Raw genomic sequence first — 22,741 nt, forward strand, 5'->3', positions numbered from 1 at the left:
TGATAGCGCTATCAAAAGTTAAAAGAAATTTTTTCTATTGTGTGATGTAGGTAACATTTTTAAAGAATTAACGCTAAAATAATTGGGTATTAGCATAATAATATTATAAAAATAATGATGGTTTAAAATATAAAACTATTATATCAGACATAATTAATGAACAATGTTCTGTTAATTTTCTGCTTTTAAAGTAAGGTTTAGTTTATATAAATAAGAAGGTTAAATTAAAGTCAATTGGGATGAAAGATGCAGGATACCAAAAAACGTAGGAGTACTGGGCAAATTACCTTATTTGATGTTGCTAAACATGCAGGTGTTGGAACTATGACGGTATCTAGGGCTTTGCGAACTCCAGAATTGGTATCAGATAAGCTTAGGCAAAAAATTCAACTTGCTGTTGATACATTAGGATACAAACCCAATATTGCAGCCAGTTTATTAGCATCTGCATCTTCTAATCAAGTTATTGCAATTATTACAACAAAAATATACGACCATTCAGCTAAAACATTGCTTGATGCATTACAAACAAATTTAATAAAAAAAGGCTATACAACATTTATAATAGAATCTTATCATTATCATAAGAGTGAATCACAATTATTAGACACACTTTACAGTCATAATCTTCAAGCAATACTGCTATTTTATGTTGAACATGAAACTTTTATAAAGAAAATTATTCAGAACAAAACAGTACCAATTATGAATGTTGGTAAAAAGCATGATGAATTAATCAATATTAATGTTGAATTTGATGATAGTTTTGCAATGTATAAGTTAACTGAACATGTTATTAAAAAAGGTTACCAAAATATTGCATTACTTTGTGCTAACCAGCAATATCACCTTTTTCAACAACGCTTGCATGGTTGGTACAAAGCAATGCTTACTTATCATTTACCTTCTCATCGAATTGTTAATGCAGCTAAACCGGCTAATTTTAATACAGGAGCAGAATTGTTACCTGATATTCTTCTGAATTGGTCAGAACTTGATGCTCTAATTTGCACTACAGATGAATTAGCTTGTGGAGTATTGTATGAATGCCAACGGCGCCATATTCGTGTTCCTCATCAATTAGCTGTAAGTGGGTTTGGTGATAATGAATTTAGTCAAGTGAGCTTCCCTGCGTTAACAACAGTAGCATTACAATCCCAAAAAATAGGGGAGTACATCGCAACTTTATTATTAAATCATCTAAAAAATACTGAAAGTAAGCACAAGTCAGATTTGTCGGAATTATTGCCTGTGATTAAACCGCGATCTAGTTTATAAATTTTAATAAAGATTAATTAAAGTAAAGCAATGTTTGATACTAGATTTTTGAAAGAGATTATTAAAGTAACGTTATTTGTTTATACTTTGTTTGGTGTTTAATCAATTTTTACTTTGATTAAGATTGAATAAAACAATAAAAAAGCCTACTTATTTGAGTAGGCTTTTTCATTTAAAATTGGTCGGCGAGAGAGCCTTCTAATTGAATCAAAAAATCCTTATAATTCAATTAGATATTTTTTTATGAATTTTTCGTATACAAATCGTATACATATAAATATTTTTTATAATAACAGTTAATACACTATTAGTAAATATAATATACAAATAATAAAGCACTTTTAAATGCTTTATTACTTACACGTGTTTAAGTACACGTACTTAAACAAAGCTATATACTTATTTTTTGTATATTTTTAATGTTTACTTTTTTAACTTCTTCTTTATTATTATTTTTATTTTTTAATAAAAATATATTATCTTCAATTTTTAAAGTAGCATATTCATATAAATTACTTATTTCATCTATTTCGCAATATGTATTAATGTTAACATTTTTACATATTTTAATGTTATTTTTACAACTAAAATACTTAAATAATTCAGCATTTTTTATACTTACATTAAAAAATTTTTTTATTAATTTTTTAGCAAAATACGCAGTTATTTTTAAACCTTTTTTTCTCTCCAACAAAATTATAGTATAAATTATATTTAACTGATTTCTTTTTGCGTTTAAACCTCTTTTTACTCCGCCCATTTTTTTAAAAAATTTCAAATTGAATCCCAGACGTTCTTTTTTACAAAATTTAAAATGTTGTTTAAGTTCTTCATATTCTTTTTCTCTTTCTACTAATTCATTGATTTCATTATGTAATTTTTCTAAATTTTTATTGTAATCATCATATTTTTCATCCATATTTTTTTACCTCGTTATTATTATTTATCTGTTCAGGTACATGTACTTAAACAGGAACTTATTTATATAATATATGTAAAATATTTTTAATTATGTCAATAACTAATATTATGTTTTTTAATATTTTTTTAGGTGATTGAAAGGTGAATTGACTGCTCAAGTACACGTACTTAAACAGTAGGTTAAAAAGCACTATTAAGTGCTTTTGTATATTTAAAGAAATAAACCATTTTTTAAATTATTCATATAACTACTTGATTTATTTGTTTTTTGTTGTTTTTTTGTATATTTTGCTGTAGATCTACTTTTATACTCTTTATTACTACTACTATTTATTGCTACTAATTCTTTATCTTCTTCTAATTTTTTTGATTTAATACTAAAAGCAATAACATCATCACTTATTTTATAACTAATACTTAAATCACTTTTTTCATTTAATTCATTTACTGCTTTTTCAAGTACTCGCTTTTTAAAGTCAAAAGATCTTGTATATTTGTCATCAAGTAATAATATTTCTCTAAGTTCACTAACTTCAATATTTCTTGCTTTTATTACTTTATATTGTGCTAATAATTCATACAAACGTATACTATATACGCTTTTAAATGTACTTATATTGCTTAACTTATATTTAGTAAATTTGTTTTTTAAATCAAAAAGATAAGGAATTATTTGATCCGAAAAAGTTAATTCCGCTGTTGCTTCATTATCTAAATAAGCTTTTGCTTGTAGCCATCTAAACGTAATTTTTTTTTGCTCATTTTTTAAAATTATAGACTTATTATACAAGTCATCCAAACCGTCTTTTATTGCTTTATATATACTGTTTTTATCAATTTTATTAAACTGTTTAGCAAATTCACTTGCTTTTATAACAACTGTTTTATTGTCAGCGCTAGCAGGATTTAACTTACTAATAGCAAACAATATTATTCTCTGTTCTGCTAGCGTTAAATTGTAGCTAGCATTTACTAAATCATTGCTTTTATATACTATTAAATCGCTCATTATTATTATCTCCTTTATTATTATATTTATAGTTATTTATTTAATCAGTTTTTGCTGTTTGTCAACGCATACTTTAAAAGTAATCGTTTTTTATAAAATAATCCAAAAAAAATGAATATTTTTTTTAACATTCGTTTTGTCGTTCAACATTCTTTTTGTCGTTATTAACATTCTTTTTGTCGTTTTTAACATTCGAAATGTCGTTATTTACATTCTTTTTGTCGTCAATGAATTTTGTAACGTATTGATATTATTGGTTAATTTAGCTTAAAAACAAGCTGAAAATAAGAAAATAATAAAATAATAAAGTAAAACAAGAATAATTTTAATAAAGATTTTTAAAAACCTGTAGATTTTTAAAAATAAAAAAAAGATCGGTTAAGGGATTGGGTGCTTGGCAGCACACACAAAATCATAGCAAGCAAGCTTGCTTGAGACTTGCGCTAAAAAAGACTTGTGTGGAACATTTAAAAATCTGTAGATTTTTAAATAATAAGCTAAATAAAAAATGTTTTTGGAAAGGGATTATATGTATGTGCTAAATATAAGTTATTTGTAAAGTACATAAGTAACGTGCTATAAAAAACAAAGTAATTTTTATGATTACTAACTATATAATTTTTTTATGAATTTGGTATTGACAATTCAAATATATTTACTATAAGTATAAGTAATAATAATTTTATCTCTTAAACTTATTATTATTATTATTATGATAGAAAATGTACTTTTTTAACCAAAACCCTTTTATCAAAAAGGGTTTTTTATTGTCTAAAATAACACTAACCTTTTAACTTACCACTATTTCAAAAAAAATACAATAAAAATAAGTTCAACCGCTCAATAAGTAATCAATTAGTTTTGTCTTTTTTAAAAATAACAATTATATTTAAGTATAAACTTTTATTTATTACAAATAAAGAAAAACCAACAATCATAGCATATAAAAGTTTAAAAAAATACAATTAATAGCACAAAATGCTAAAAAACTAACTTTACAATTTAACCAGATTTTATATAACTATAAGTGAGAAAACAAAATAATGTAACTAAAACAAAAAGTTACGCAGTTTTTCTAAATAATAATAATTAATATAAGGAATTGAGCCATGTCAAAAAAAATAATGAAAGTTAAAAAAACAACTAAAGCAGTAGTGAATAAATTAATCGATATAAAAATTAAAGTAAAAAAAGATATTGATAGAACAATAGGAGCTTTAAGAATAGCGGGTGTACCAATTGCTTACACATACAGCAATAGATCTGATGCACGTGTATGTCCAAAAATCGAATTTATCAAAAATTATCCTTACTCAGATGGAAGTAGAAGATATCACAAAGTTGTTGTGCCCAAAGGATCGATCTTTATTATAAGAGATTTTGAAACAAAGCAACTTAAGTATTTAAAAAAATGGATAGAAGAAGAAAAGATTGAATATTCAAGAGTTTACAAAAAAAGAAATGTTGTAAAAACAGAGCAAGCAACACAAGTAGAAGAACAAGTAGAACAAACAACAACAGCAACTATTTAATAAGAAATAAGAAGAATAATAAAGAGGTAAGCAATGAAAATAGAAAATTTAATAAGTGATATAAAAACATACAACAGCTTAAAAGATAAAGAAAATCAAACGGTTAGAGAAAATAACATATTAGAAAGTATAAAAAATACAATAAATATAAAGTTATTAAGTTTAACAAATTTCATAATCGACAATGATTATAAAATATACAAGATTGACTTAGTAAACTTAAACAAAGCTGAAAAAGAAGACAATTTATTACTTTATATTAATGTTTTATATAACATTATTTTAAAAAACAGCAGAGTACATTACAAAGCATTAAATAAAAGTATATAAACAACAATAATAAAAAAGAGGATTAAAAAATGGAATATAAAAAGTATAAAGATCAAATAGATAAGTTGTTAGCATCAGAATATAGAATTACTACTATTAATAGAGCAAATAATTATGTTAATACAAAAATATATAGTAGCGCAAAAATTAAAGAATTTAAAATATATAACGAGTTATATAATTTAAATAAAAATGGATCTGATATTTATATAACACCGCTAAGTCAATCTTATTATTATTTAGTTATTGACGATATTAAAAGCGAAGAAATGATTAATGAATTAAAAATAGAATTTGGAAAACCAATTTTGCATTTAGAAACTTCTGAAAAAAATTATCAATTTATTTATATGGTTAGTAAAAGAGAGGCAAATCAAAAGCTTGCTAATTTTTTTGTTAAAGCAATGAACAAAAAATACGGTGATCCAAAATTTGCTGGCGCAGTACACCCGTTTAGATTAGCAGGATTTAGAAATAAAAAAGAGGGTAGAAATGATTTTTTAGTTAAAGCAATAGAAGAAAAAGATGAAGATGATATACGTTTTAAAGTTTTTAATTTTTTAAAAATAATGGATGAAAATGAATATATTCAAAATTGCATTAAAAATCCAAACATTTTACTTACTACAAACAATACTAACAATAATAACGATATTGAAATTAATGAAATAAAACAAGTGGATAGAAACAGTGAAGAATATTTAGAAATTAGTAAATTCTTTAATAAAGAAAAAAATCGATGGATTGGACTAGCAAAAAAGCAAAAATGGTGTTTAGACGATAGTGTAATTGATTTTAACGCAATAAAAAACACGCTGAATAAATATGCAGAATATAAGAATATTTGTGCAGCCGTACTTGATGATAATAAAAGAGAACATACAGAAGATTACACAATTCGCACAATAAAAAAAGCATTAGACAAGTTAGAAGAAGAACATAAAAAAGAAAATAAAAAAGGTTTTAGTATATAAAATTTAACTTATTTTTAAGTAAAAGCCCCAAATTGGGGCTTTTTTATTAGTACAATATAGTAATATTTTTTCTATATTTATTAATAACACTATTACTATTATTATAATTAAAATTAAAGTTATAATTTTTAGTGTGTTTTATTTTGTGTGTCGCCGTTGCTTCAAACTTTCTACCGCCACCTGATCCTTTTTGATAGTTGCCGTAGTAAGTTTGGGATTTGTCGACTCTGTGACCTAAAAATGCGGCGATCGTGTCTTCATCTGTTTTTGTTCGTTTTAAGTCACTAGCAACTTTATGCCTAAAGCTGTACAAACTTACAGCAGTTCCGTATTTTCTATAAAAAAATTTGCTCAAGCTTTTATAAGTTTTTTCATCTTGCTCTATCTTGTAAACCCCACTATTTCTAAGCTGTTGTCTAAACACGTTTTTATAGAATTCTTTATGTAATTCATTATCTTTTTCAAGCGTTGTAGTACAAATTCTCACGTCCTGTCCCGAATGTTTGCCGATTTTTGCGCCTTTTATCGTCGCTTCAATTACATTTTCTCCATTTTCATCTTGTTTTAATTTCAAACTAACCCCTTTTTTAAACTCCGCCGGTCTTAGTCCAAATAAATCATATACAATTAAAATATCTTTATATTTTTCCAAACATTGCTTATCCATATTTTTTAAAATGTTTACAAGTTTAGGCATTTTATTAAGTGTTTTTCTTTTGCTGTTTACTCTTTCAAATATAATAGTCTCTTTATTCAGCTTAAAATTGTCTTTTAGTACAATTGCTAAATCAAATGCTTGATTAGTTAAGTCTATCATTTCATTCGTTTTTTTATTTTTTCTAGCATAGTCAGATTTTTTTTGTAATTCTTTAATTTCGTTAATTAATCCATACTTTAAAGAACTTCTATACAAATCATAAGTTGCTCTAGTTTTTGCTTTATGTAGCAATAAATTAATTTCTGATTTTTCAACATTTTTATTGTTATTTATTAATCTGTTATATACTTTCAAATAAGTTTCATAAGTTGCTTTATTGCTTGTATAATGCTCATTTAGCTCATTTACAATTTCATTAATTTTTTTGTTTTTACAAATACCTACAGCTTTATTTTCTAATTTTGCTTGTTGTTCAATTTCGCTTAAATATTCATTTTTTAATCGATTTTGTAATAATGTAAGTTTCATAATACCCCCTTATTTTTGTTATTATTTTTCTTAATTTTTGTTTTGTTTTTCTCGCTTTTTTGCTCAAAAAACAAAGCCAAAAATTAAAAAAAATTTATTGTTTTTATTGATTTTTTCATCTCGTTTTTAAGCTTTTATGCTCAAAAACTCTTTTCAAAAATTACTAAAAATTCCATTTTTTTAATGAAAAAATTGGGGCATATTCACTTTTTTTATTTTATTTTTTTTGTATTTTTCTCGTTTTTACACTCAAAAAATTCAATAAAAATAAAATTAATGCTTACATTTCGCTTATTTATTTTTGCTTACATTAAGCATTTTAGCCTTATTAATTTCTTATATTTTTTTTGCTTTTCGCCCAAGCTTCAAATCAAAAAAAAATAACAAAATTAAACGGCTAATTAGTTAATTAAAAAATTGCTTTTCGCTTCAGCTTCAAATCAATTATTTTAATTAACTAACATTATTCTATCTGCGTTTAGCTCACTTGCTCGCTCGCTTTGCTTGCTTGCTCGTTCGCACAAACTTGATACAATAATGAGGCAATTTTAGCTCATCGCTAACCCCTTATCTTTTGCTTTTCGCTTCGCTCAAACCAAAAAATAAGCGGCCATTGCCTACATTATTAGGACAATAAAATTGTCCGAATGAATGTATGTTTTGTGTCCAATTAATTTGTACAATTAATTAGTCCACTTTTCATTATGCCCACAAATATTTATTTAATCAGTTTTAGCGTTTTGTCAACGCTAACCTGTTACTTTTTATTAATTTTTTCACAAAAAAATTGAAGCTATTCGCATCAATTTTTCACCTCAAAATTATATAAAAAGTCATAAATATTTGTGGGCATAATTCAAAATTTGAGCTATTTTTTTTAATTAAAAATAGCTTTTTTTTGCTTATTTTTTTAAAAATTTTGGTGAAATTTGCTTATTTTGTTTAATCAAAAATCATTAAAATTTAATAAAACTAATTGGTTTTTTTTGACAAAAAAACACACAAAATAAATAAATTAAACACAAAAAAAAAGAGGCTTTTAACCTCTTTTTATTTAGTATTTAAATTATTTTTTAGTATTTCTGTTGTTGTAATTTATTAAAGTTTCATCAAGCCCAGATTCTCTTGCCAGATCTACTGGTAATTGTTTACCTAAATCTTTTGCTTGTTGCATATAAGCATTAGCTTTTGTTTTATCACCAGCTTCAAAAGCAAGTTTAGATAGTGCTAATTTACTATTTGCTTGTTGCGCTAAACTGTCGAATTCTTGTTTTGTAGCAGTTTCTTTATAAGCATTTTCAAGCATATCTAAATCTTCTTTTTTATTCATTTTTTCTTGTTGTTGCGCTTGTTCTTTTTGTTGTATTTCAGCTTGTTTTGCTTGTTGTTTTTTGTTAGCAACAGCATTTGCTTTAAATGAATTTACTTTATTTCCAGCACCTCTAGCAACCCCACCAGCTTGATCTAAACCAACTTTAGCTAAAGCAGCTTTTGCCATTGTTGTGTTTTGAGATTCTTTAGCATAAGAAGCTAAACTTTGCCCAGCATTGACATTTAACCACTTCATGATCTCATCAGGTATAACATGAATCAATGAAAATGATTTGTTTATAATGCTGTACAAAACACCGAAGTATACAAATAAAATTGCTATTGTTTTTATTATACTACCCCCCGCAATCCCTGTTAGCGCAAGCATAGCTGGGAAAGTTTCTGATAATAACCCACCTAAAATGTTTAACATTTCAATTGCGCAAATTAAACCAATAATCATTAATGTTGGACGCAAAGCAAGCGATAAAACTAATCCATATCCAGTACTTCCTTTACCAGTAAAACCGTCAGCATCAGGTTGTAATTGAGTCACTACCCAAAGTGGAGCAGCTACCATGGCTTCTAACACTAATATCATCCAACCGCCGACCATACCAAGCCATAACATGTAAGGAGTAAGTGGTAATAGTACAGACAGTGAATTACCGACGATCCAAAGGCTAATAGAAATTGGCATGAAAGCAACAACAGCTATTAAAGCATTACCAACTATAGATCCAGAAAAAATCCCCGCAACACCCGCTACCCCTGCGCTTACACCTATTACAACACTACCTAAATTTATTGCTAAATCTCCATAATATTTTGCTATAGTTAATGGGTTAATTGAACCTGCTGAATCTTGCATTGTCTTTACCAGACTATGCGCAGAAGCATTACCATCATCATTAAATGGATTTATTGAAAATGAAAAAGTATTACTTGCTTCTTTATTTATTCCGTTAAAAATTCCTGTAATTGCTCGACTTCCTGCGTCACCATCTTTTTTATTTTTTTGCTCATATTGTTCATATTTTGCTAATGCTTGTTGTGTTAATCCGTTTACATGCCTACTATTAGAAGCACTCGCTTCCAAGTCACCGCTTGCTTTATTCATTAAAGACGCTAACTCTGTTCCTTGCCAAAGTTGTTCAAAACTGAAACTTGGTTCTACGCTAATTGGTGTTAAATTAGCTAACTGACCTAAAATTTCTTGTATTTGAATAAGCCTTATACTCCACGACCCCGCAAGCATCCACCCATCTTTATTAACAGATTCAGCAAAAGAATCCCAAGCATTAGTCTTTTTAAATGCTTGTTCAATCACAAACGCATTATTTTTTTTGTACGCATCAATAGCTTCATCAATTTTTGCTTGTAAATCAACGCTGTTAGTATCTTTATAATACTGACGTGCTAATAAAGACATATCCGAATGCAACTTATTTAAAAAATAAACTTGATTTTGTAATACAGTATCAAATAAAGGTGCTAAGTTTTTGTAATCTCCCAATTTTTTATCAAGATCATTACTTTTTGTTTGTACTATATAAGCACCGCAAGCTCTTAGATCCCTACCTATTTTATAATTTTTATTGTCGATTTTTACAGAATTAGCCATATTACTAACTGATCCGCTCACGCCCGCTATTTGATCTGCACCAAAACTCAAAAATTGAAATGGCAATTCGAAAATTTCAGGTTTTAAACTATAACCATAATAACCGCCAGTGCTTACATAATTATATGATTTTCTAGAAATTTCTTTATTTATTTGATTAACGTTAGATTTTGGAGAAATCCACTTGCTTGACAATTCAACATCATTTTTTCCAATCTGTTTATACAAATCATTTGTTGCTACAACGCACAAATTAGATAAAAAAACCTGCTTAGCGAGTGTATCGATTTTTTGATTAGAAATATTAGGAACAACTACACCATTTGCTACCCCCATATTTGCCACGTATTCTTGCCAAACATGAGACGCCGCTCCTATGCTCATTTGAATAACCCATAGCATGAACATTTGTATAGCACAAAAACCGCCTGAAACGGGTACTAAAAAAGCAGTACTTGTAGCCATTCTTATCGGCAACCACATAGATGACCATTTTTTACCCAAAATTTGACCGTCATGCGCTGTAGACATTGTTCCCGCCATTAACGTATAAGCAACAATAATACCGCCAACCATTAACACAACACTATTAAAAGCTAACAAAGCTGATGAAAGCGGGCTTTTAGTCATATCATCTTCAGGAAAATAGATATCCAAAAATAATTTTTTTGATATATCCGTGTCACTAATATTAAACAGATCTACATCTACACTAGCAAACGCATTGCTAGTAAACATTAATAATAATGTTGTTATTAGTGTTATAAACACTAAATTTTTTTTATAAATACTAATATTCATAATAATTTCACCTCTTTTTATTTTTATTATTTGTATAGTTTTTAACTACTTATAGTTACTTATAAAATATTTAAATAATGTCAACTATTAACTTCATTATTTTTTCATTATTTTTATTAAAAAATTTAAAATTAAAAACTAGTTAAAGTATTGACATTATTAAAATATTTTATAAATAAATAATATTAGTTATTTTAAAAATGAGACTTTAAAATTGGACATAAAAAGAGGTTAAGAATGAATAAGAAAACAAATAAATTTAGTAGTATAAAGTATGATTTAGCTAGTAATTTTTTAACATTATTTTATGTATTAGCTACGTTTGTGATTGCTGTTTGTATATATTTTGGCGGTACAAATATTATCAAGGTTTTAAGCTGGGACTGGTTTTGGTTGTTTATAGTCTGCTGGTCATTTTTATTTGCTGTGCCGTGTCAATTACTAGCTCACTTTACACTAAACATTATATATAAATCAAAGTGATATATTAATTAAACACATAAAAAAGAGGTTAAAACCTCTTTTCAATCATCTTCTAATTTAGGTTTATTTACTTTAACTTGATTTTGTATAATTTGCGAATTAGAACTACTAGCTGTTACGTTAGCATTAGCATTAGCATTGGTGGTAGTAATATTTTTTAACTTTTTATTTTCTATACTATTTTTAATCTTTTTAAAAAGAAATACTATAATGCTAATTGTAATAAAAGTATGAATAAAACTAACTATAAACGCAATTGCTGATGAATATAAGCTATACTTAGTAAAAGGGAAGAAAATAAGAAAACCGGCAACTGAAATAATCCACGTCACTCTTATTATTAAAAAAATATTATATATCATTTTACATATCCAATCTTAATTAAACAAACAAAAGATTAAAAGCCTTTTCTTTTACTTAACTTGTTACTTTTTAAAAATTTTTGAAAGATTTTATCGATCAGTGTAGTTAGTTATGATAACCTTAATCTATTATAATTAATTATATTGATCTGTAAAATCGATCATACTATACTATATTTGAAGTAAAAATAGACATTTTTTTAACAAAATATAGTTAAAAAAACATAATGTTATAATTAATTAAAAGTTGACAAAATCAGTAAAATCTGATCTAGAGTAAGAGGTAAAGAATTATGTTATGGGGCAAAGCCGTTATCGATGATATTGCTAATCATTATGATAGACTGCAAGCAGATTATAAAAATTTTATAGATCAGTCTAATAATGATATGACAAATATGGGAATGTTAATTGGTTATGAAAGACAAATTGATCGTTATAAAAAAGAGGTTTTTAATTATCAAACTCAAATTGCTAATTATAAATTAGCTTTATCTAATGATACAGAAGTAATGTATAGATTGATCATGCAAAGAGATGTTTTTGAAACAGCAAGTAGAAAATTTTTAGAAAAAGTAGATGATAAAACAAAACAAATTTTTTTAGATACTTTAAAAGAGGTTAAACAATCTCAAGAAAATAAAAAAGATTATAGAGAAAAAATGTGGGTATGGTGTAATCAAGATAATTTTTCTGCCAATTTATTATGGGAAGTAAATAATCAAGATAAGATTGATTATACAGCTACATTATATTTTCCTGATGTAGCTTAAAAATAATTATTAATAATAAGTAAAAAAATAAACCCCGCTTTTTAGTGGGGTTTTTATTCTTTTATATTGTTGTTTTTTTAAATATTTTATTAATTTTATTATTTTGCTGTACATCTTCTTCTTTTTCAATTTTAAACTTATTTAATAAGTATTCTTTTTCTTTTAAATTACATTTTTTAGTAATTTCACTTCTATCAAAATATAAAAAACTTCCAATTTTATAACATGTTAACTTTAATTCTTTATTTTCAAAAAATTCTTTACTTTTATTAAGTAATATAATTGCTTCTTTTTTTGTTATTAAATTTTCTAAAATTATTTTTTCATTAACTTCTTCTTTATTATTTAAATTAAATATTTTATTATTTGTATACATAGCAACTAAGCGTTGATTTTCTAGCCAATCTTCTATTTCTGTTCTTTTAAATCTACTGTTTTTTCCAATTTTTATTTTTTTTGGAAAGTTAATATCTGGATTTTTACAATATCTATCAATCGTTCTTCTGCTGATTTTTAATAAATCTTCTAATTCTTTTATTGTTAATAAATTTAATTTCTCATTATTTTCTTTATTTTTATTAGTCATACAAATTCTCAAATAAATAAAATTAATTATAATTAATAATTTAATTAAAAAATTGAAAATTTACTAGCATTTTTTACATAATCAGCCCACCATTCCAGCATTTTTCTTCTTTGCTCTAAATACAAAGCATTGTTATAAGTTGCTCGTACTGTATTTTTATCAACATGCGCTAATGCTAATTCTATTGTGTCTGCTGTAAATAAACAGCTTTCATTTAAAGCTGTACTTGCTAAACTTCTAAAACCATGCGCTACCAATACATTTTTATAACCCATTCTTTTTAAAGCATTATTAGCAGTTTCTAAACTTATGTGCCCCGATTTTGTTTTATCGCTACTAAATAAAAAATTATTTGTACTTGATTGTTTTAATTTAATAATTATATCAATAACAAGTTCAGGGAGTGGTACAATGTGATCTCGTCGCATCTTCATTTTTTCAGCTTTAATTGTCCATAATTTTTTTTCTAAATCAATCTCGCTCCATTCACATTTCACCGCTTCGCTAGGTCTAGCAAGCGTTAACAGTTGAAAATACATTAATAACTTAGTTTTTTCTTCAATATTGGAATTGTTTATATTTTTCAATATGTTAGGTAATTCAGTTGGGGGCAGGGTTGGGCGTGGTTTTTTAGATACTGTATTAAATAACAATATTAAATTTTTCATTTTATTGTATTCAATAAAATTTTTAGTTATAGCAAAATCAAATGCATTATTAATATAACAACATAATCTTTTTATTAAATCTCTACCATCGCAAACTTTTAAAACTTTTTCAAAATCTGTTGCTTTTATATCTTTTATTTGTTTGTTTGCTAATTCAGTATTACTTAAAATATAAGTATTAATAGCATTTTTAACTTTTCTAAAGTGTTTTTCACTTACTTTATTTCTTTTATTTTCTAAAAAAGCATTAAAAACATTCTTTAATTTCTCTTCTTCAATATCATTTTTTGTTTCTTCATTTTTAAAAAAAGAATGCGGATCTATTTTTTCTTCTAACAAATCTAAACACTGTTTTTTTAAAACTCTAGCGTCAGCAAGTGAAATTTTGGGGTATTTACCAAAACTAATCATCTTTTGTTTTTTTGTTAGTGGGTGTATATATTTAAATCGCCAAAATTTTGATTCATTTGTTTTAACTAGCAAATATAAACCATCATTATCGTTCAAATAATAATCTTTTTCTTTCGCTTTAGCATTTTTAATATTTAAATCTAATAATCTATTAATTTTGCTTTTCATGCTTATTACCATTTTTAAAAAATATACAAAAATATTAATAAAAATGATTATAAACTAAAAAAATATACAATAAAAATATACAAAAAGACGATCTTATAGCGTGTAAACACGTCTTTTTATGTCTCAATGAATTTATATAACTTGTTATTTTTTAATGATTTAATGATGTTAAAAAGAGGTTTAAAAGGTGGTAATGGTCGGCGAGAGAGGATTCGAACCTCCGACCCACTGGTCCCAAACCAGTTGCGCTACCAAGCTGCGCTACTCGCCGTTAGGAAGCGCATAATACTGCGCTAACTAAAAAGTGTCAATACCTATGATAAAAAATTATATCTGTTATGATTTTATTTTGATAACGGCGCAGGTGTTTTACCAATTCGTTGATAAAACTCAATAACAAAATCTTCGTAGCGGTTGTTTGCAACAGCTTCACGAATTTCAGCCATTAAGCGTTGATAGTAACGTAAATTGTGGATAGTGTTTAAACGCGCACCTAGAATCTCGCCACATTTATCTAAATGGTGAAGATAAGATTTAGTATAATTTTTACACGTATAACAATCGCAATGCGGATCAAGCGGTGTGGTGTCATCTTTATATTTTGCATTACGTATTTTTATTACACCATTTGTCACAAACAAGTGACCATTACGGGCATTACGTGTTGGCATTACACAGTCAAACATATCAATTCCTCGCCTAACACCCTCGACTAAATCTTCTGGTTTACCAACGCCCATCAAATAACGGGGTTTATTGGCAGGTAATTGTGGGCATGTACCTTCTAGAATTCGGTGCATATCAGCTTTAGGTTCACCAACAGCCAATCCACCGACTGCATAGCCATCAAAGCCGATTTCGGTTAATCCTTTAATTGAAATATCACGTAGCTCTTGGTGTATACCACCTTGCACGATACCAAATAGTGCATTTTTATTGCCTAATTCATCAAAACGCTTTCGGCTTCGTTTAGCCCAGCGTAACGACATTTCCATTGATTTTTTAACATAATCCCAGTCAGCAGGAAATGGTGCACATTCATCAAAAATCATTACTATATCCGAACCTAAATCGTATTGAATTTCCATCGAAATCTCAGGTGATAAGAAAATCGAATCACCATTAATTGGATTTCGGAAATAGACACCTTCTTCTTTTATTTTACGAATATCACCTAGGCTAAAAACTTGGAAACCACCTGAATCGGTTAAAATAGGACCATGCCATTGCATAAAGTCATGCAAATCACCATGTTTTCGCATAATTTCTTGTCCTGGCCTTAACCATAAATGGAATGTGTTACCAAGTAATATTTGTGCACCAGTTGCGGCAACTTCTTCTGGTGTCATACCTTTTACTGTACCATAAGTACCGACTGGCATAAATGCCGGTGTTTCAACAGTATATTCAATTCCCCGGCGTTCAAATTTCATACGCCCTCGGCGAGCTAATCCATCGGTATTATCTAGTTCAAATTTCATTTTTGTTAACCTCTTGCGACCAAATAAACAGTTTGGCGCTAATTATTGTTATAATACGTTATTGTATTATTAGTTTGCTGCGCTAGTTTATCGTGCAAGGAAACAATAGACAATATTTGAAGGGAGATTAAGACGTTTGAAGCGTATTATTTTATTTTTGATATCATGTTTTTTATTTTGTTTATTGCTTTCTTGTCAATCCTCAAATAAGAAACCTACATTTATTATTACATCAGAACAAATTAAACATCTATCTGAACAAGATATTGAGGCTATTGGTAAGCAAGTATGTGTTGAATCAGATAAACAATCTGTTGTTGTTAACGAAAACAGTTGGCTTGATAAAAAACTTCAAATGCTAGCCCAAACTTTACCAAAAAAGATTAACAATATTGAATTAACTTACAAAGTTTATTTAAATACTGCCCCCAATGCATGGTCAACCGCTAATGGTTGTATTCGTATAAATAGTGGATTGATTAAATTACTTAACGATAATGAATTACAGGCTGTTTTAGCGCATGAACAAGCTCATATCGCTCTTAAACATACTATAAAATCGTTTAGACAGGCTCCTTATGTTGAAATAGCTAATAAAGATATATTCGTTCTTATTAAAGAAGATATTGCTCAGCAATATGAGTTCGACGCAGATTATTATGCTTTTGATTTATTAATGCGTGAAAATATCAACCCAATAGGTTTGGTAACCATGTTAAAAAAGATGCAGAACCATTCAACAAAAAAGCTAATAACATCGCATCCACCAAATATAAGCCGTATTAATCGTATTTTAGATAGGTTAGGTGGTAAATAAGTATTTATATAAATCGTTTTAAAATAACCGATTAATTTTAATTGCTAACATAATTTTATTCGGTTATTTTTTATAAAGTATTGTTAATATTTTTCGCTTAAATCTGTAATAAACATGGCATCACCATAACTAAAAAATCGATAGTTTTCTTTAACGGCATGCTGGTAGGCTTTCATGGTATTTTCGTATCCCGCAAACGCTGAAACAAGCATAATAAGCGTCGATTCTGGTAGGTGAAAATTGGTAATAAGTGAATCAATGACCTTAAATTGATAGCCCGGGTAAATAAAAATTTGGGTATCAGCAAAAAAAGGGGCAATTTTACCTGTTTTTTTAGCTGCGCTTTCTAATGCTCTGACAGACGTTGTCCCTACTGCGATAACTTTATTGTTTCTTGCTTTGCATGCTAATACCGCTTCCACAACTGACTCAGGAACTTCTGCATATTCCGAGTGCATAATATGCGTTTCAATGTTTTCAACTCTAACTGGTTGGAATGTTCCTGCTCCGACGTGTAAGGTAACAAACGCCATTTCAACACCTTTTTGCTTTAATTTTTCTAATAAAGGTTGATCAAAATGAAGCCCCGCAGTGGGTGCTGCAACGGCTCCGGGAACCTTATTATAAACCGTTTGATAAACCTCTCGGTCTTGTTCATTGTCAGGTCTATCAATATAAGGTGGTAATGGTATATGACCAATTTTATTTAAAATGCTAAGAACATCATCAGGGAATTGTAATTCAAATAAAGTATTGTGGCGTGCTAACATAGTAACATTGATAGTGCTGTCTTCTCCTAGAATTAATTCCGCCCCAACCTTCGGTGATTTTGAAGCTTTAATATGTGCAAGAGCTCGATTATTCTCTAGTAGTCTTTCTATTAATATTTCGATTTTTCCGCCTGAAGCTTTTTTACCATATAAGCGAGCAGGAATAACTCTGGTATTATTAAAAATAAGTAAATCCCCAGGATTGATTTTATCAATAATATCAGTAAATACATTATCTTCAATTTTACCCGTGTGACTATCAAGCGATAAAAGTCGACATGCACTTCTGGTTTCTGAAGGATGTTTGGCTATTAGCTCTTTGGGAAGATAAAAATCAAAATCGGATAGTTGCATAATCGTGTTCCTTAAAAAATTAGGCACTAGTCTAAAGCCCTCATAATGTCTGATCAAGTAATTATTTGTTGATTATTATGAAAGTTAAGTTAAAATTTCAAACTATCTAACAAATGTTAGATAGAAATTGATTTATATAAATATAAGGAAAACAGTATGAAAAAACATCAGAAAACATTATTAGTCGCTTTACCTTTAGTTGCTGCAATGTCACTAGTTGGTTGTAAAAATATGAGTGCAGATGACTTAACGAGTCTTGGTATGAAAGGTTTGAAAGCTGCTACTTTAAGTGATAATGATGTGAGAGAATTAAGTAAACAATCATGTGCAGAAATGGATGCTCAATCAAAAATTGCTCCAGCTAAAAGCGCTTATACTAAACGATTAAATAAAATTGCTAAGGCGCTTGGTAATAACGTAGATGGCACACCGATTAATTATAAAGTTTACATTACAAAAGATGTTAATGCATGGGCAATGGCAAATGGTTGTGTTCGTGTTTACAGTGGTTTAATGGATATGATGACTGATAACGAAATTCAAGGTGTTTTAGGCCATGAATTAGGGCATGTTGCTTTAGGTCATAGTAAGAAAGCAATACAAGTTGCTTATGCTACTGAAATCGCACGTGATGCTGCAGCAGCATCTGGTAATGCTAAAATCGCTTCTTTATCTAAATCTAGCTTAGGTGCTTTAGCATCAGCAGTTATTAATTCTCAGTTTTCACAAAAACAAGAACAAGATGCAGATAATTACTCTTTTGATTTCTTAGTTAAGAAAAAAATTAATCCTGCAGGCCTTGCAACTGCATTTGATAAATTAGGTGGTGGTGATTCATCTATATTAAGTAGTCATCCATCTTCATCAGATCGTGCTAAAAACATTCGTAAAAAAATTGCTGAACTTAAAAAATAAAAACTACACTTTTTAATCTAAAGCGCCATAAATGGCGCTTTTTTATTTGATATTAACCAAATACTACAAAGACTAATAGCGGAGGAATAGAATGGATTCAAGCCATAAGGAAAATCAAATTGATGAAATAAAAAAAGTAAGTTTTTGGGTTAGCCAACTTTTTATCCTAATTGCAACCATTGTAGGAGTTTTTTTAGCAGCGAATCAAGGGTTTAAACAAGCTGTGCAATTCGAGAATATGAAAAGTTATAAAGAAAACTACTACCTCCAAAAATCTTTACAATATGAATTACTCGATAATATTGCTATTTTAAAAGCTTATATGACAAAAAACCAAGACAGTAGTTATTTTGGTGCCCGTAGTGAACCTTTAAATTTTTATACACTGGTTTGGGATAATATGAAATTTTCTTCAACGACACTCGGAACTCCACCTAAGTTCTTGCGTGATTCTCAACGTTTTTACCGAGAAGTTAATCGCCTTCATGATGAGATCGCTAAAGGGAATATGGCTATTGCTATTGGCATTACAAAATTACAAGAACAAATAGACCTTGTGGAAAAAGATCTTTTGCCAGCATTAGATGCAAGTACGAAAGAAATTACAAAACTGTTTGAAAATACTGATGTTATCTTATAGATATCAAATAGTTATTCACTCCCTCTAGATTACCTAAGGGAGTTCATAACTAAATTTGGGTAATGGATTTTTACGGTTAAAAGGTTTATTGTTTATAACTCGATAAAAATTTAGCAAATCGTTCAATAGCATCTTTGAGCTCACCTGTATGAGGTAAAGCAACAATTCTAACATGATCTGGTTTATGCCAGTTAAAACCGGTTCCTTGAACAAGTAGTACTTTTTCTTGTAATAAAAAGTCTAATACTAATTTTTGATCATTATAAATATTAAATTTTTTCTGATCTAATTTTGGAAATAGATATAACGCACCTTGCGGTTTGGTACATGAAACTCCAGGAATATCATTAAGCATTTTCCATGCAGACATGCATTGATCGTACAAACGTCCACCAGGTATGATAAATTCATTAATGCTTTGGTAACCTCCTAGTGCACCTTGAATAGCATGTTGTAATGGCACATTAGCACATAAACGCATGGAAGCAAGCATATTCAACCCCTCAATATAGCCTTTTACATGGTGTTTAGGACCACAAAGTGCCATCCATCCTTGTCTAAATCCTGCTACGCGATACGTCTTTGACAACCCACTCATGGTAATAACAAATAAATCAGGTGCTAATGCTGCAATGGAATGATGCACAGCATCATCATATAGAATTTTGTCGTAAATCTCATCAGCAAAAATGATCAAGTTGTTTTGACGAGCTATTTCTGCGATCTCAAGTAACACTTCTTTACTATAAACAGCCCCCGTTGGGTTATTCGGATTAATAATGACAATACCTTTTGTTTTAGGTGTGATTTTTTGTTTAATATCATCTAAATCTGGCGACCAGTTTGCTTCTTCATCACAAAGATAATGTACCGCATTACCTCCAGACAAGCTAACAGCTGCTGTCCATAACGGATAGTCTGGCATAGGTACCAGTATTTCATCACCAGTGTTAAGTAATGCTTGCATGGACTGAACAATGAGCTCAGATACGCCGTTACCTATATAAATATCTTCAACATCTAAACTTGTGATCCCTCTAGCCTGATAATGTTGCATAATTGCTTTTCGTGCCGAGTAAAGTCCTTTTGAATCACAATACCCTTGTGATGCTGGTAAATTGCGAATAACATCAACCAATAATTCATCTGGTGCGGCAAAACCGAATGGAGCTGGATTTCCAATATTGAGTTTTAAGATTGTTTGACCTTCTTCTTCTAGTCGTTTTGCATGCTCAAGGATTGGTCCTCGGATGTCATAACAAACATTATCCAATTTGTTGGATTTTTGGAAATTTACCATAATGTCGCTCTTTTTTTGTTTTTACTGAAAAAAATAATCTACTCCTATTTCGATAATTTTTGAAGATGCTATTATGGATAGGGTAATAAATATTATTTAATTGTCTAAATTTTGTGCGGAGAGTGTTATGAAAACCATTTTAACGGTTATTGGTAAAGATCAAACAGGAATTATTGCAGGTATTAGTCAGAAATTATATGAATTAGACATTAATATTTTAGATGTCAGCCAAACTATTATGGATGAATATTTCACGATGATTATGCTACTTGATTTAACCAAAGTTAATATCTCATTTGAAGAAGCAAAAACAGCACTTATACAAACGGGCGATAAGCTTAAAGTCAAAGTTAATTTACAACGTGAAGAAATTTTTGATGCAATGCATCGTTTATAATTTAATCTTTATACTTTTTAGTAAGGATAATACGAATGGAAACTAAGCAAATCCTCGAAACTATTAAAATGATCGAGGAAGAAAAACTCGATATTCGCACAATAACTATGGGTATTTCATTGCTTGATTGCATTGATAGTGATGGAAAAAAAGCTCGTCAAAAAATCTATAATAAAATTACACATCTTGCTAAAAACCTTGTTACTGTCGGTGACGAAATTGCAGCTGAATTTGGCATTCCAATTATTAACAAACGTATTTCAGTTACCCCTATTTCTTTAATTGCCGGTGCTAGTGATGATAAAGATTATGTTGAATTTGCCAAAACACTTGACGAAGCAGCCAAAGCGGTCGGTGTTAACTTTATTGGTGGTTTTTCGGCATTAGTACAAAAGGGCTACCATAAAGGGGATGATATTTTAATTAAATCAATTCCACAGGCGCTTGCACAAACAGAACGAGTTTGCGCATCGGTCAATGTCGGCTCTACCCAAACCGGTATCAACATGGATGCGGTAAAACAGATGGGGAAAATCATCAAAAAAGCAGCTGAATTAACGGCAGATAACAGTAGTATGGCATGTGCTAAATTAGTGGTGTTTGCTAATGCAGTTGAAGATAACCCTTTTATGGCAGGCGCTTTTCATGGGGTAGGAGAAGCGGATTGTGTTATTAATGTTGGGGTAAGTGGTCCTGGCGTTGTTAAACGTGCTCTTGAAAAAGTTAAAGGGGAACCATTTGATGTTGTTGCTGAAACGATTAAAAAAACAGCGTTTAAAATCACTCGTATGGGACAGTTGGTTGGTAAAGAAGCCTCTGAGCGTTTGGGCGTCAAATTTGGTATCGTTGATTTATCATTAGCACCAACTCCAGCAATTGGTGATTCGGTTGCTCATATTCTCGAAGAAATGGGATTACAGTCCGTTGGTACTCATGGTACTACAGCCGCTCTAGCAATGCTTAATGATGCAGTTAAAAAAGGTGGCGTAATGGCCTGCGGTCATGTTGGTGGATTAAGTGGTGCATTTATTCCTGTTTCAGAAGATGCAGGAATGATTGATGCAGTAAATAATGGCGCACTCAATCTTGAAAAACTTGAAGCGATGACCTGTGTTTGTTCGGTTGGGCTTGATATGATAGCGATTCCTGGCGACACACCAGCTGAAACGATTTCTGCGATCATTGCTGATGAAGCAGCAATAGGTGTAATTAATCATAAAACAACTGCTGTTCGCATTATTCCTGCTGTAGGTTTAAATGTTGGCGATAATATTGAATTTGGAGGTCTACTTGGTCATGCGCCAGTTATGCCAGTAAATAAATTTAGTTCATGTGATTTTATTAATCGAGGTGGACGAATTCCTGCTCCAATTCATTCATTTAAAAATTAATGTATTAAATTTTAAATGAAAATATATTTCTTTTATTCCGTCTACATTATTAAAGTAGACGGAATGTCAAAAAACTAATCTTACTGTTATTTTCGTAAATTATCTTTTAGCTCTTACTTAATAGTCTGTTTTTGTTGTTTCAACATAATTGTCCCTGTGATGAGCAATATCATGGATATTATTTGGTATCAAATCTATTCGTTTCTTTTATCTTAATTCCCTAAAATTAATGATATCAAATTAGTGCTGATTTAATTCA

20 protein-coding genes and 1 tRNA gene are annotated in these 22,741 nt (G+C 29.0%); 10 read left to right on the forward strand and 11 right to left on the reverse strand.

What is annotated here, in order from left to right; genetic code table 11:
* Window positions 1-246 precede the first annotated feature (246 nt).
* Window positions 247-1,278 carry a LacI family DNA-binding transcriptional regulator gene (locus GQ596_RS07555; protein WP_160401071.1) on the forward strand — a complete coding sequence of 344 codons (1,032 nt, stop codon included), beginning with the start codon at window positions 247-249 and terminating at the stop codon, window positions 1,276-1,278.
* Window positions 1,279-1,669: 391 nt separating this feature from the next.
* Here the strand turns inward: GQ596_RS07555 and GQ596_RS07560 are convergent, their stop codons facing one another.
* Both GQ596_RS07560 and GQ596_RS07565 read right to left on the reverse strand, forming a co-directional pair.
* Complete coding sequence (locus tag GQ596_RS07560; RefSeq protein ID WP_160401072.1) at window positions 1,670-2,197, reverse strand: hypothetical protein; 528 nt, start codon at window positions 2,195-2,197, stop codon at window positions 1,670-1,672.
* Between the two features lie 213 nt (window positions 2,198-2,410).
* Window positions 2,411-3,208 (reverse strand): RepB family plasmid replication initiator protein, encoded by a 798-nt coding sequence (locus GQ596_RS07565; protein ID WP_160401073.1) that lies wholly within the window; start codon window positions 3,206-3,208, stop codon window positions 2,411-2,413.
* A gap of 1,109 nt (window positions 3,209-4,317) precedes the next feature.
* Here GQ596_RS07565 and GQ596_RS07570 point away from each other — a divergent pair.
* The 3 genes from GQ596_RS07570 to GQ596_RS07580 are packed head-to-tail and all read left to right on the forward strand — an operon-like array spanning window position 4,318 to window position 6,044.
* Window positions 4,318-4,740, forward strand: a complete 423-nt coding sequence (locus GQ596_RS07570; RefSeq protein ID WP_160401074.1) for a hypothetical protein — start codon at window positions 4,318-4,320, stop codon at window positions 4,738-4,740.
* Between the two features lie 33 nt (window positions 4,741-4,773).
* Complete coding sequence (locus GQ596_RS07575) at window positions 4,774-5,070, forward strand: hypothetical protein (protein WP_160401075.1); 297 nt, start codon at window positions 4,774-4,776, stop codon at window positions 5,068-5,070.
* Window positions 5,071-5,099: 29 nt separating this feature from the next.
* Window positions 5,100-6,044 (forward strand): DNA-primase RepB domain-containing protein, encoded by a 945-nt coding sequence (locus GQ596_RS07580; protein ID WP_160401076.1) that lies wholly within the window; start codon window positions 5,100-5,102, stop codon window positions 6,042-6,044.
* A gap of 46 nt (window positions 6,045-6,090) precedes the next feature.
* Here GQ596_RS07580 and GQ596_RS07585 read toward each other — a convergent pair whose 3' ends face one another.
* The 3 genes from GQ596_RS07585 to GQ596_RS07595 form a co-directional block, all read right to left on the reverse strand.
* Entirely contained in the window at window positions 6,091-7,230 is a 1,140-nt protein-coding gene (locus GQ596_RS07585) for a hypothetical protein (RefSeq protein WP_160401077.1), read from the reverse strand.
* A 1,066-nt stretch (window positions 7,231-8,296) separates the two neighbouring features.
* A complete protein-coding gene (locus GQ596_RS07590) occupies window positions 8,297-10,966 on the reverse strand; it encodes a DotA/TraY family protein (protein WP_160401078.1) in 2,670 nt (889 codons plus the stop codon).
* 524 nt (window positions 10,967-11,490) lie between these two features.
* A complete protein-coding gene (locus GQ596_RS07595; RefSeq protein WP_160401079.1) occupies window positions 11,491-11,811 on the reverse strand; it encodes a hypothetical protein in 321 nt (106 codons plus the stop codon).
* Window positions 11,812-12,104: 293 nt separating this feature from the next.
* On the opposite strand from GQ596_RS07595, the gene GQ596_RS07600 reads away from it, so the two are divergent.
* Window positions 12,105-12,584 (forward strand): alpha-N-acetylglucosaminidase TIM-barrel domain-containing protein, encoded by a 480-nt coding sequence (locus GQ596_RS07600; RefSeq protein ID WP_160401080.1) that lies wholly within the window; start codon window positions 12,105-12,107, stop codon window positions 12,582-12,584.
* A 61-nt stretch (window positions 12,585-12,645) separates the two neighbouring features.
* Here the strand turns inward: GQ596_RS07600 and GQ596_RS07605 are convergent, their stop codons facing one another.
* The 4 genes from GQ596_RS07605 to tgt form a co-directional block, all read right to left on the reverse strand.
* Window positions 12,646-13,170: an AlpA family transcriptional regulator gene (locus GQ596_RS07605; protein ID WP_160401081.1), complete on the reverse strand. Its 525-nt coding sequence runs from the start codon at window positions 13,168-13,170 to the stop codon at window positions 12,646-12,648.
* Window positions 13,171-13,214: 44 nt separating this feature from the next.
* Window positions 13,215-14,417, reverse strand: a complete 1,203-nt coding sequence (locus GQ596_RS07610; RefSeq protein WP_160401082.1) for a tyrosine-type recombinase/integrase — start codon at window positions 14,415-14,417, stop codon at window positions 13,215-13,217.
* Window positions 14,418-14,611: 194 nt separating this feature from the next.
* A tRNA-Pro gene (locus GQ596_RS07615) sits at window positions 14,612-14,688 on the reverse strand.
* A 73-nt stretch (window positions 14,689-14,761) separates the two neighbouring features.
* Window positions 14,762-15,898 carry a tRNA guanosine(34) transglycosylase Tgt gene (gene tgt, locus GQ596_RS07620; RefSeq protein ID WP_160401083.1) on the reverse strand — a complete coding sequence of 379 codons (1,137 nt, stop codon included), beginning with the start codon at window positions 15,896-15,898 and terminating at the stop codon, window positions 14,762-14,764.
* Window positions 15,899-16,034: 136 nt separating this feature from the next.
* Here tgt and GQ596_RS07625 point away from each other — a divergent pair, with 136 nt between their 5' ends.
* Window positions 16,035-16,715: a M48 family metalloprotease gene (locus GQ596_RS07625; RefSeq protein WP_160401084.1), complete on the forward strand. Its 681-nt coding sequence runs from the start codon at window positions 16,035-16,037 to the stop codon at window positions 16,713-16,715.
* An 83-nt stretch (window positions 16,716-16,798) separates the two neighbouring features.
* On the opposite strand, the gene queA is transcribed toward GQ596_RS07625, so the two are convergent.
* Entirely contained in the window at window positions 16,799-17,839 is a 1,041-nt protein-coding gene (gene queA / locus GQ596_RS07630; protein ID WP_160401085.1) for a tRNA preQ1(34) S-adenosylmethionine ribosyltransferase-isomerase QueA, read from the reverse strand.
* Between the two features lie 156 nt (window positions 17,840-17,995).
* Between queA and GQ596_RS07635 the strand changes: the two genes are divergently transcribed.
* Both GQ596_RS07635 and GQ596_RS07640 read left to right on the forward strand, forming a co-directional pair.
* Window positions 17,996-18,754 carry a M48 family metalloprotease gene (locus GQ596_RS07635; RefSeq protein WP_160401086.1) on the forward strand — a complete coding sequence of 253 codons (759 nt, stop codon included), beginning with the start codon at window positions 17,996-17,998 and terminating at the stop codon, window positions 18,752-18,754.
* 91 nt (window positions 18,755-18,845) lie between these two features.
* Window positions 18,846-19,394, forward strand: coding sequence for a hypothetical protein (locus GQ596_RS07640; protein WP_160401087.1), 549 nt, complete (start codon window positions 18,846-18,848; stop codon window positions 19,392-19,394).
* 85 nt (window positions 19,395-19,479) lie between these two features.
* Here GQ596_RS07640 and GQ596_RS07645 read toward each other — a convergent pair whose 3' ends face one another.
* Window positions 19,480-20,694, reverse strand: coding sequence for a pyridoxal phosphate-dependent aminotransferase (locus GQ596_RS07645; protein ID WP_160401088.1), 1,215 nt, complete (start codon window positions 20,692-20,694; stop codon window positions 19,480-19,482).
* A 127-nt stretch (window positions 20,695-20,821) separates the two neighbouring features.
* On the opposite strand from GQ596_RS07645, the gene GQ596_RS07650 reads away from it, so the two are divergent.
* The gene (locus tag GQ596_RS07650; protein WP_160401089.1) at window positions 20,822-21,091 is read left to right on the forward strand and encodes an ACT domain-containing protein; all 270 of its coding nucleotides are present in this window, start codon (window positions 20,822-20,824) and stop codon (window positions 21,089-21,091) included.
* Between the two features lie 35 nt (window positions 21,092-21,126).
* Window positions 21,127-22,482, forward strand: coding sequence for a PFL family protein (locus tag GQ596_RS07655; RefSeq protein ID WP_160401090.1), 1,356 nt, complete (start codon window positions 21,127-21,129; stop codon window positions 22,480-22,482).
* Window positions 22,483-22,741: the final 259 nt, after the last annotated feature.

The sequence above is a fragment of the Gilliamella sp. Pra-s60 genome (assembly GCF_009795755.1).
Lineage (GTDB): Bacteria > Pseudomonadota > Gammaproteobacteria > Enterobacterales > Orbaceae > Gilliamella.

Excerpts from the sequence above, each read along its gene's own strand:
- GQ596_RS07555 (WP_160401071.1), top strand. The coding sequence starts at position 247 with ATGCAGGATACCAAAAAACGTAGGAGTACTGGGCAAATTACCTTATTT.
- GQ596_RS07560 (WP_160401072.1), bottom strand. The coding sequence starts at position 2,197 with ATGGATGAAAAATATGATGATTACAATAAAAATTTAGAAAAATTACAT.
- GQ596_RS07565 (WP_160401073.1), bottom strand. The coding sequence starts at position 3,208 with ATGAGCGATTTAATAGTATATAAAAGCAATGATTTAGTAAATGCTAGC.
- GQ596_RS07570 (WP_160401074.1), top strand. The coding sequence starts at position 4,318 with ATGTCAAAAAAAATAATGAAAGTTAAAAAAACAACTAAAGCAGTAGTG.
- GQ596_RS07575 (WP_160401075.1), top strand. The coding sequence starts at position 4,774 with ATGAAAATAGAAAATTTAATAAGTGATATAAAAACATACAACAGCTTA.
- GQ596_RS07580 (WP_160401076.1), top strand. The coding sequence starts at position 5,100 with ATGGAATATAAAAAGTATAAAGATCAAATAGATAAGTTGTTAGCATCA.
- GQ596_RS07585 (WP_160401077.1), bottom strand. The coding sequence starts at position 7,230 with ATGAAACTTACATTATTACAAAATCGATTAAAAAATGAATATTTAAGC.
- GQ596_RS07590 (WP_160401078.1), bottom strand. The coding sequence starts at position 10,966 with ATGAATATTAGTATTTATAAAAAAAATTTAGTGTTTATAACACTAATA.
- GQ596_RS07595 (WP_160401079.1), bottom strand. The coding sequence starts at position 11,811 with ATGATATATAATATTTTTTTAATAATAAGAGTGACGTGGATTATTTCA.
- GQ596_RS07600 (WP_160401080.1), top strand. The coding sequence starts at position 12,105 with ATGTTATGGGGCAAAGCCGTTATCGATGATATTGCTAATCATTATGAT.
- GQ596_RS07605 (WP_160401081.1), bottom strand. The coding sequence starts at position 13,170 with ATGACTAATAAAAATAAAGAAAATAATGAGAAATTAAATTTATTAACA.
- GQ596_RS07610 (WP_160401082.1), bottom strand. The coding sequence starts at position 14,417 with ATGAAAAGCAAAATTAATAGATTATTAGATTTAAATATTAAAAATGCT.
- tgt (WP_160401083.1), bottom strand. The coding sequence starts at position 15,898 with ATGAAATTTGAACTAGATAATACCGATGGATTAGCTCGCCGAGGGCGT.
- queA (WP_160401085.1), bottom strand. The coding sequence starts at position 17,839 with ATGCAACTATCCGATTTTGATTTTTATCTTCCCAAAGAGCTAATAGCC.
- GQ596_RS07635 (WP_160401086.1), top strand. The coding sequence starts at position 17,996 with ATGAAAAAACATCAGAAAACATTATTAGTCGCTTTACCTTTAGTTGCT.
- GQ596_RS07640 (WP_160401087.1), top strand. The coding sequence starts at position 18,846 with ATGGATTCAAGCCATAAGGAAAATCAAATTGATGAAATAAAAAAAGTA.
- GQ596_RS07645 (WP_160401088.1), bottom strand. The coding sequence starts at position 20,694 with ATGGTAAATTTCCAAAAATCCAACAAATTGGATAATGTTTGTTATGAC.
- GQ596_RS07650 (WP_160401089.1), top strand. The coding sequence starts at position 20,822 with ATGAAAACCATTTTAACGGTTATTGGTAAAGATCAAACAGGAATTATT.
- GQ596_RS07655 (WP_160401090.1), top strand. The coding sequence starts at position 21,127 with ATGGAAACTAAGCAAATCCTCGAAACTATTAAAATGATCGAGGAAGAA.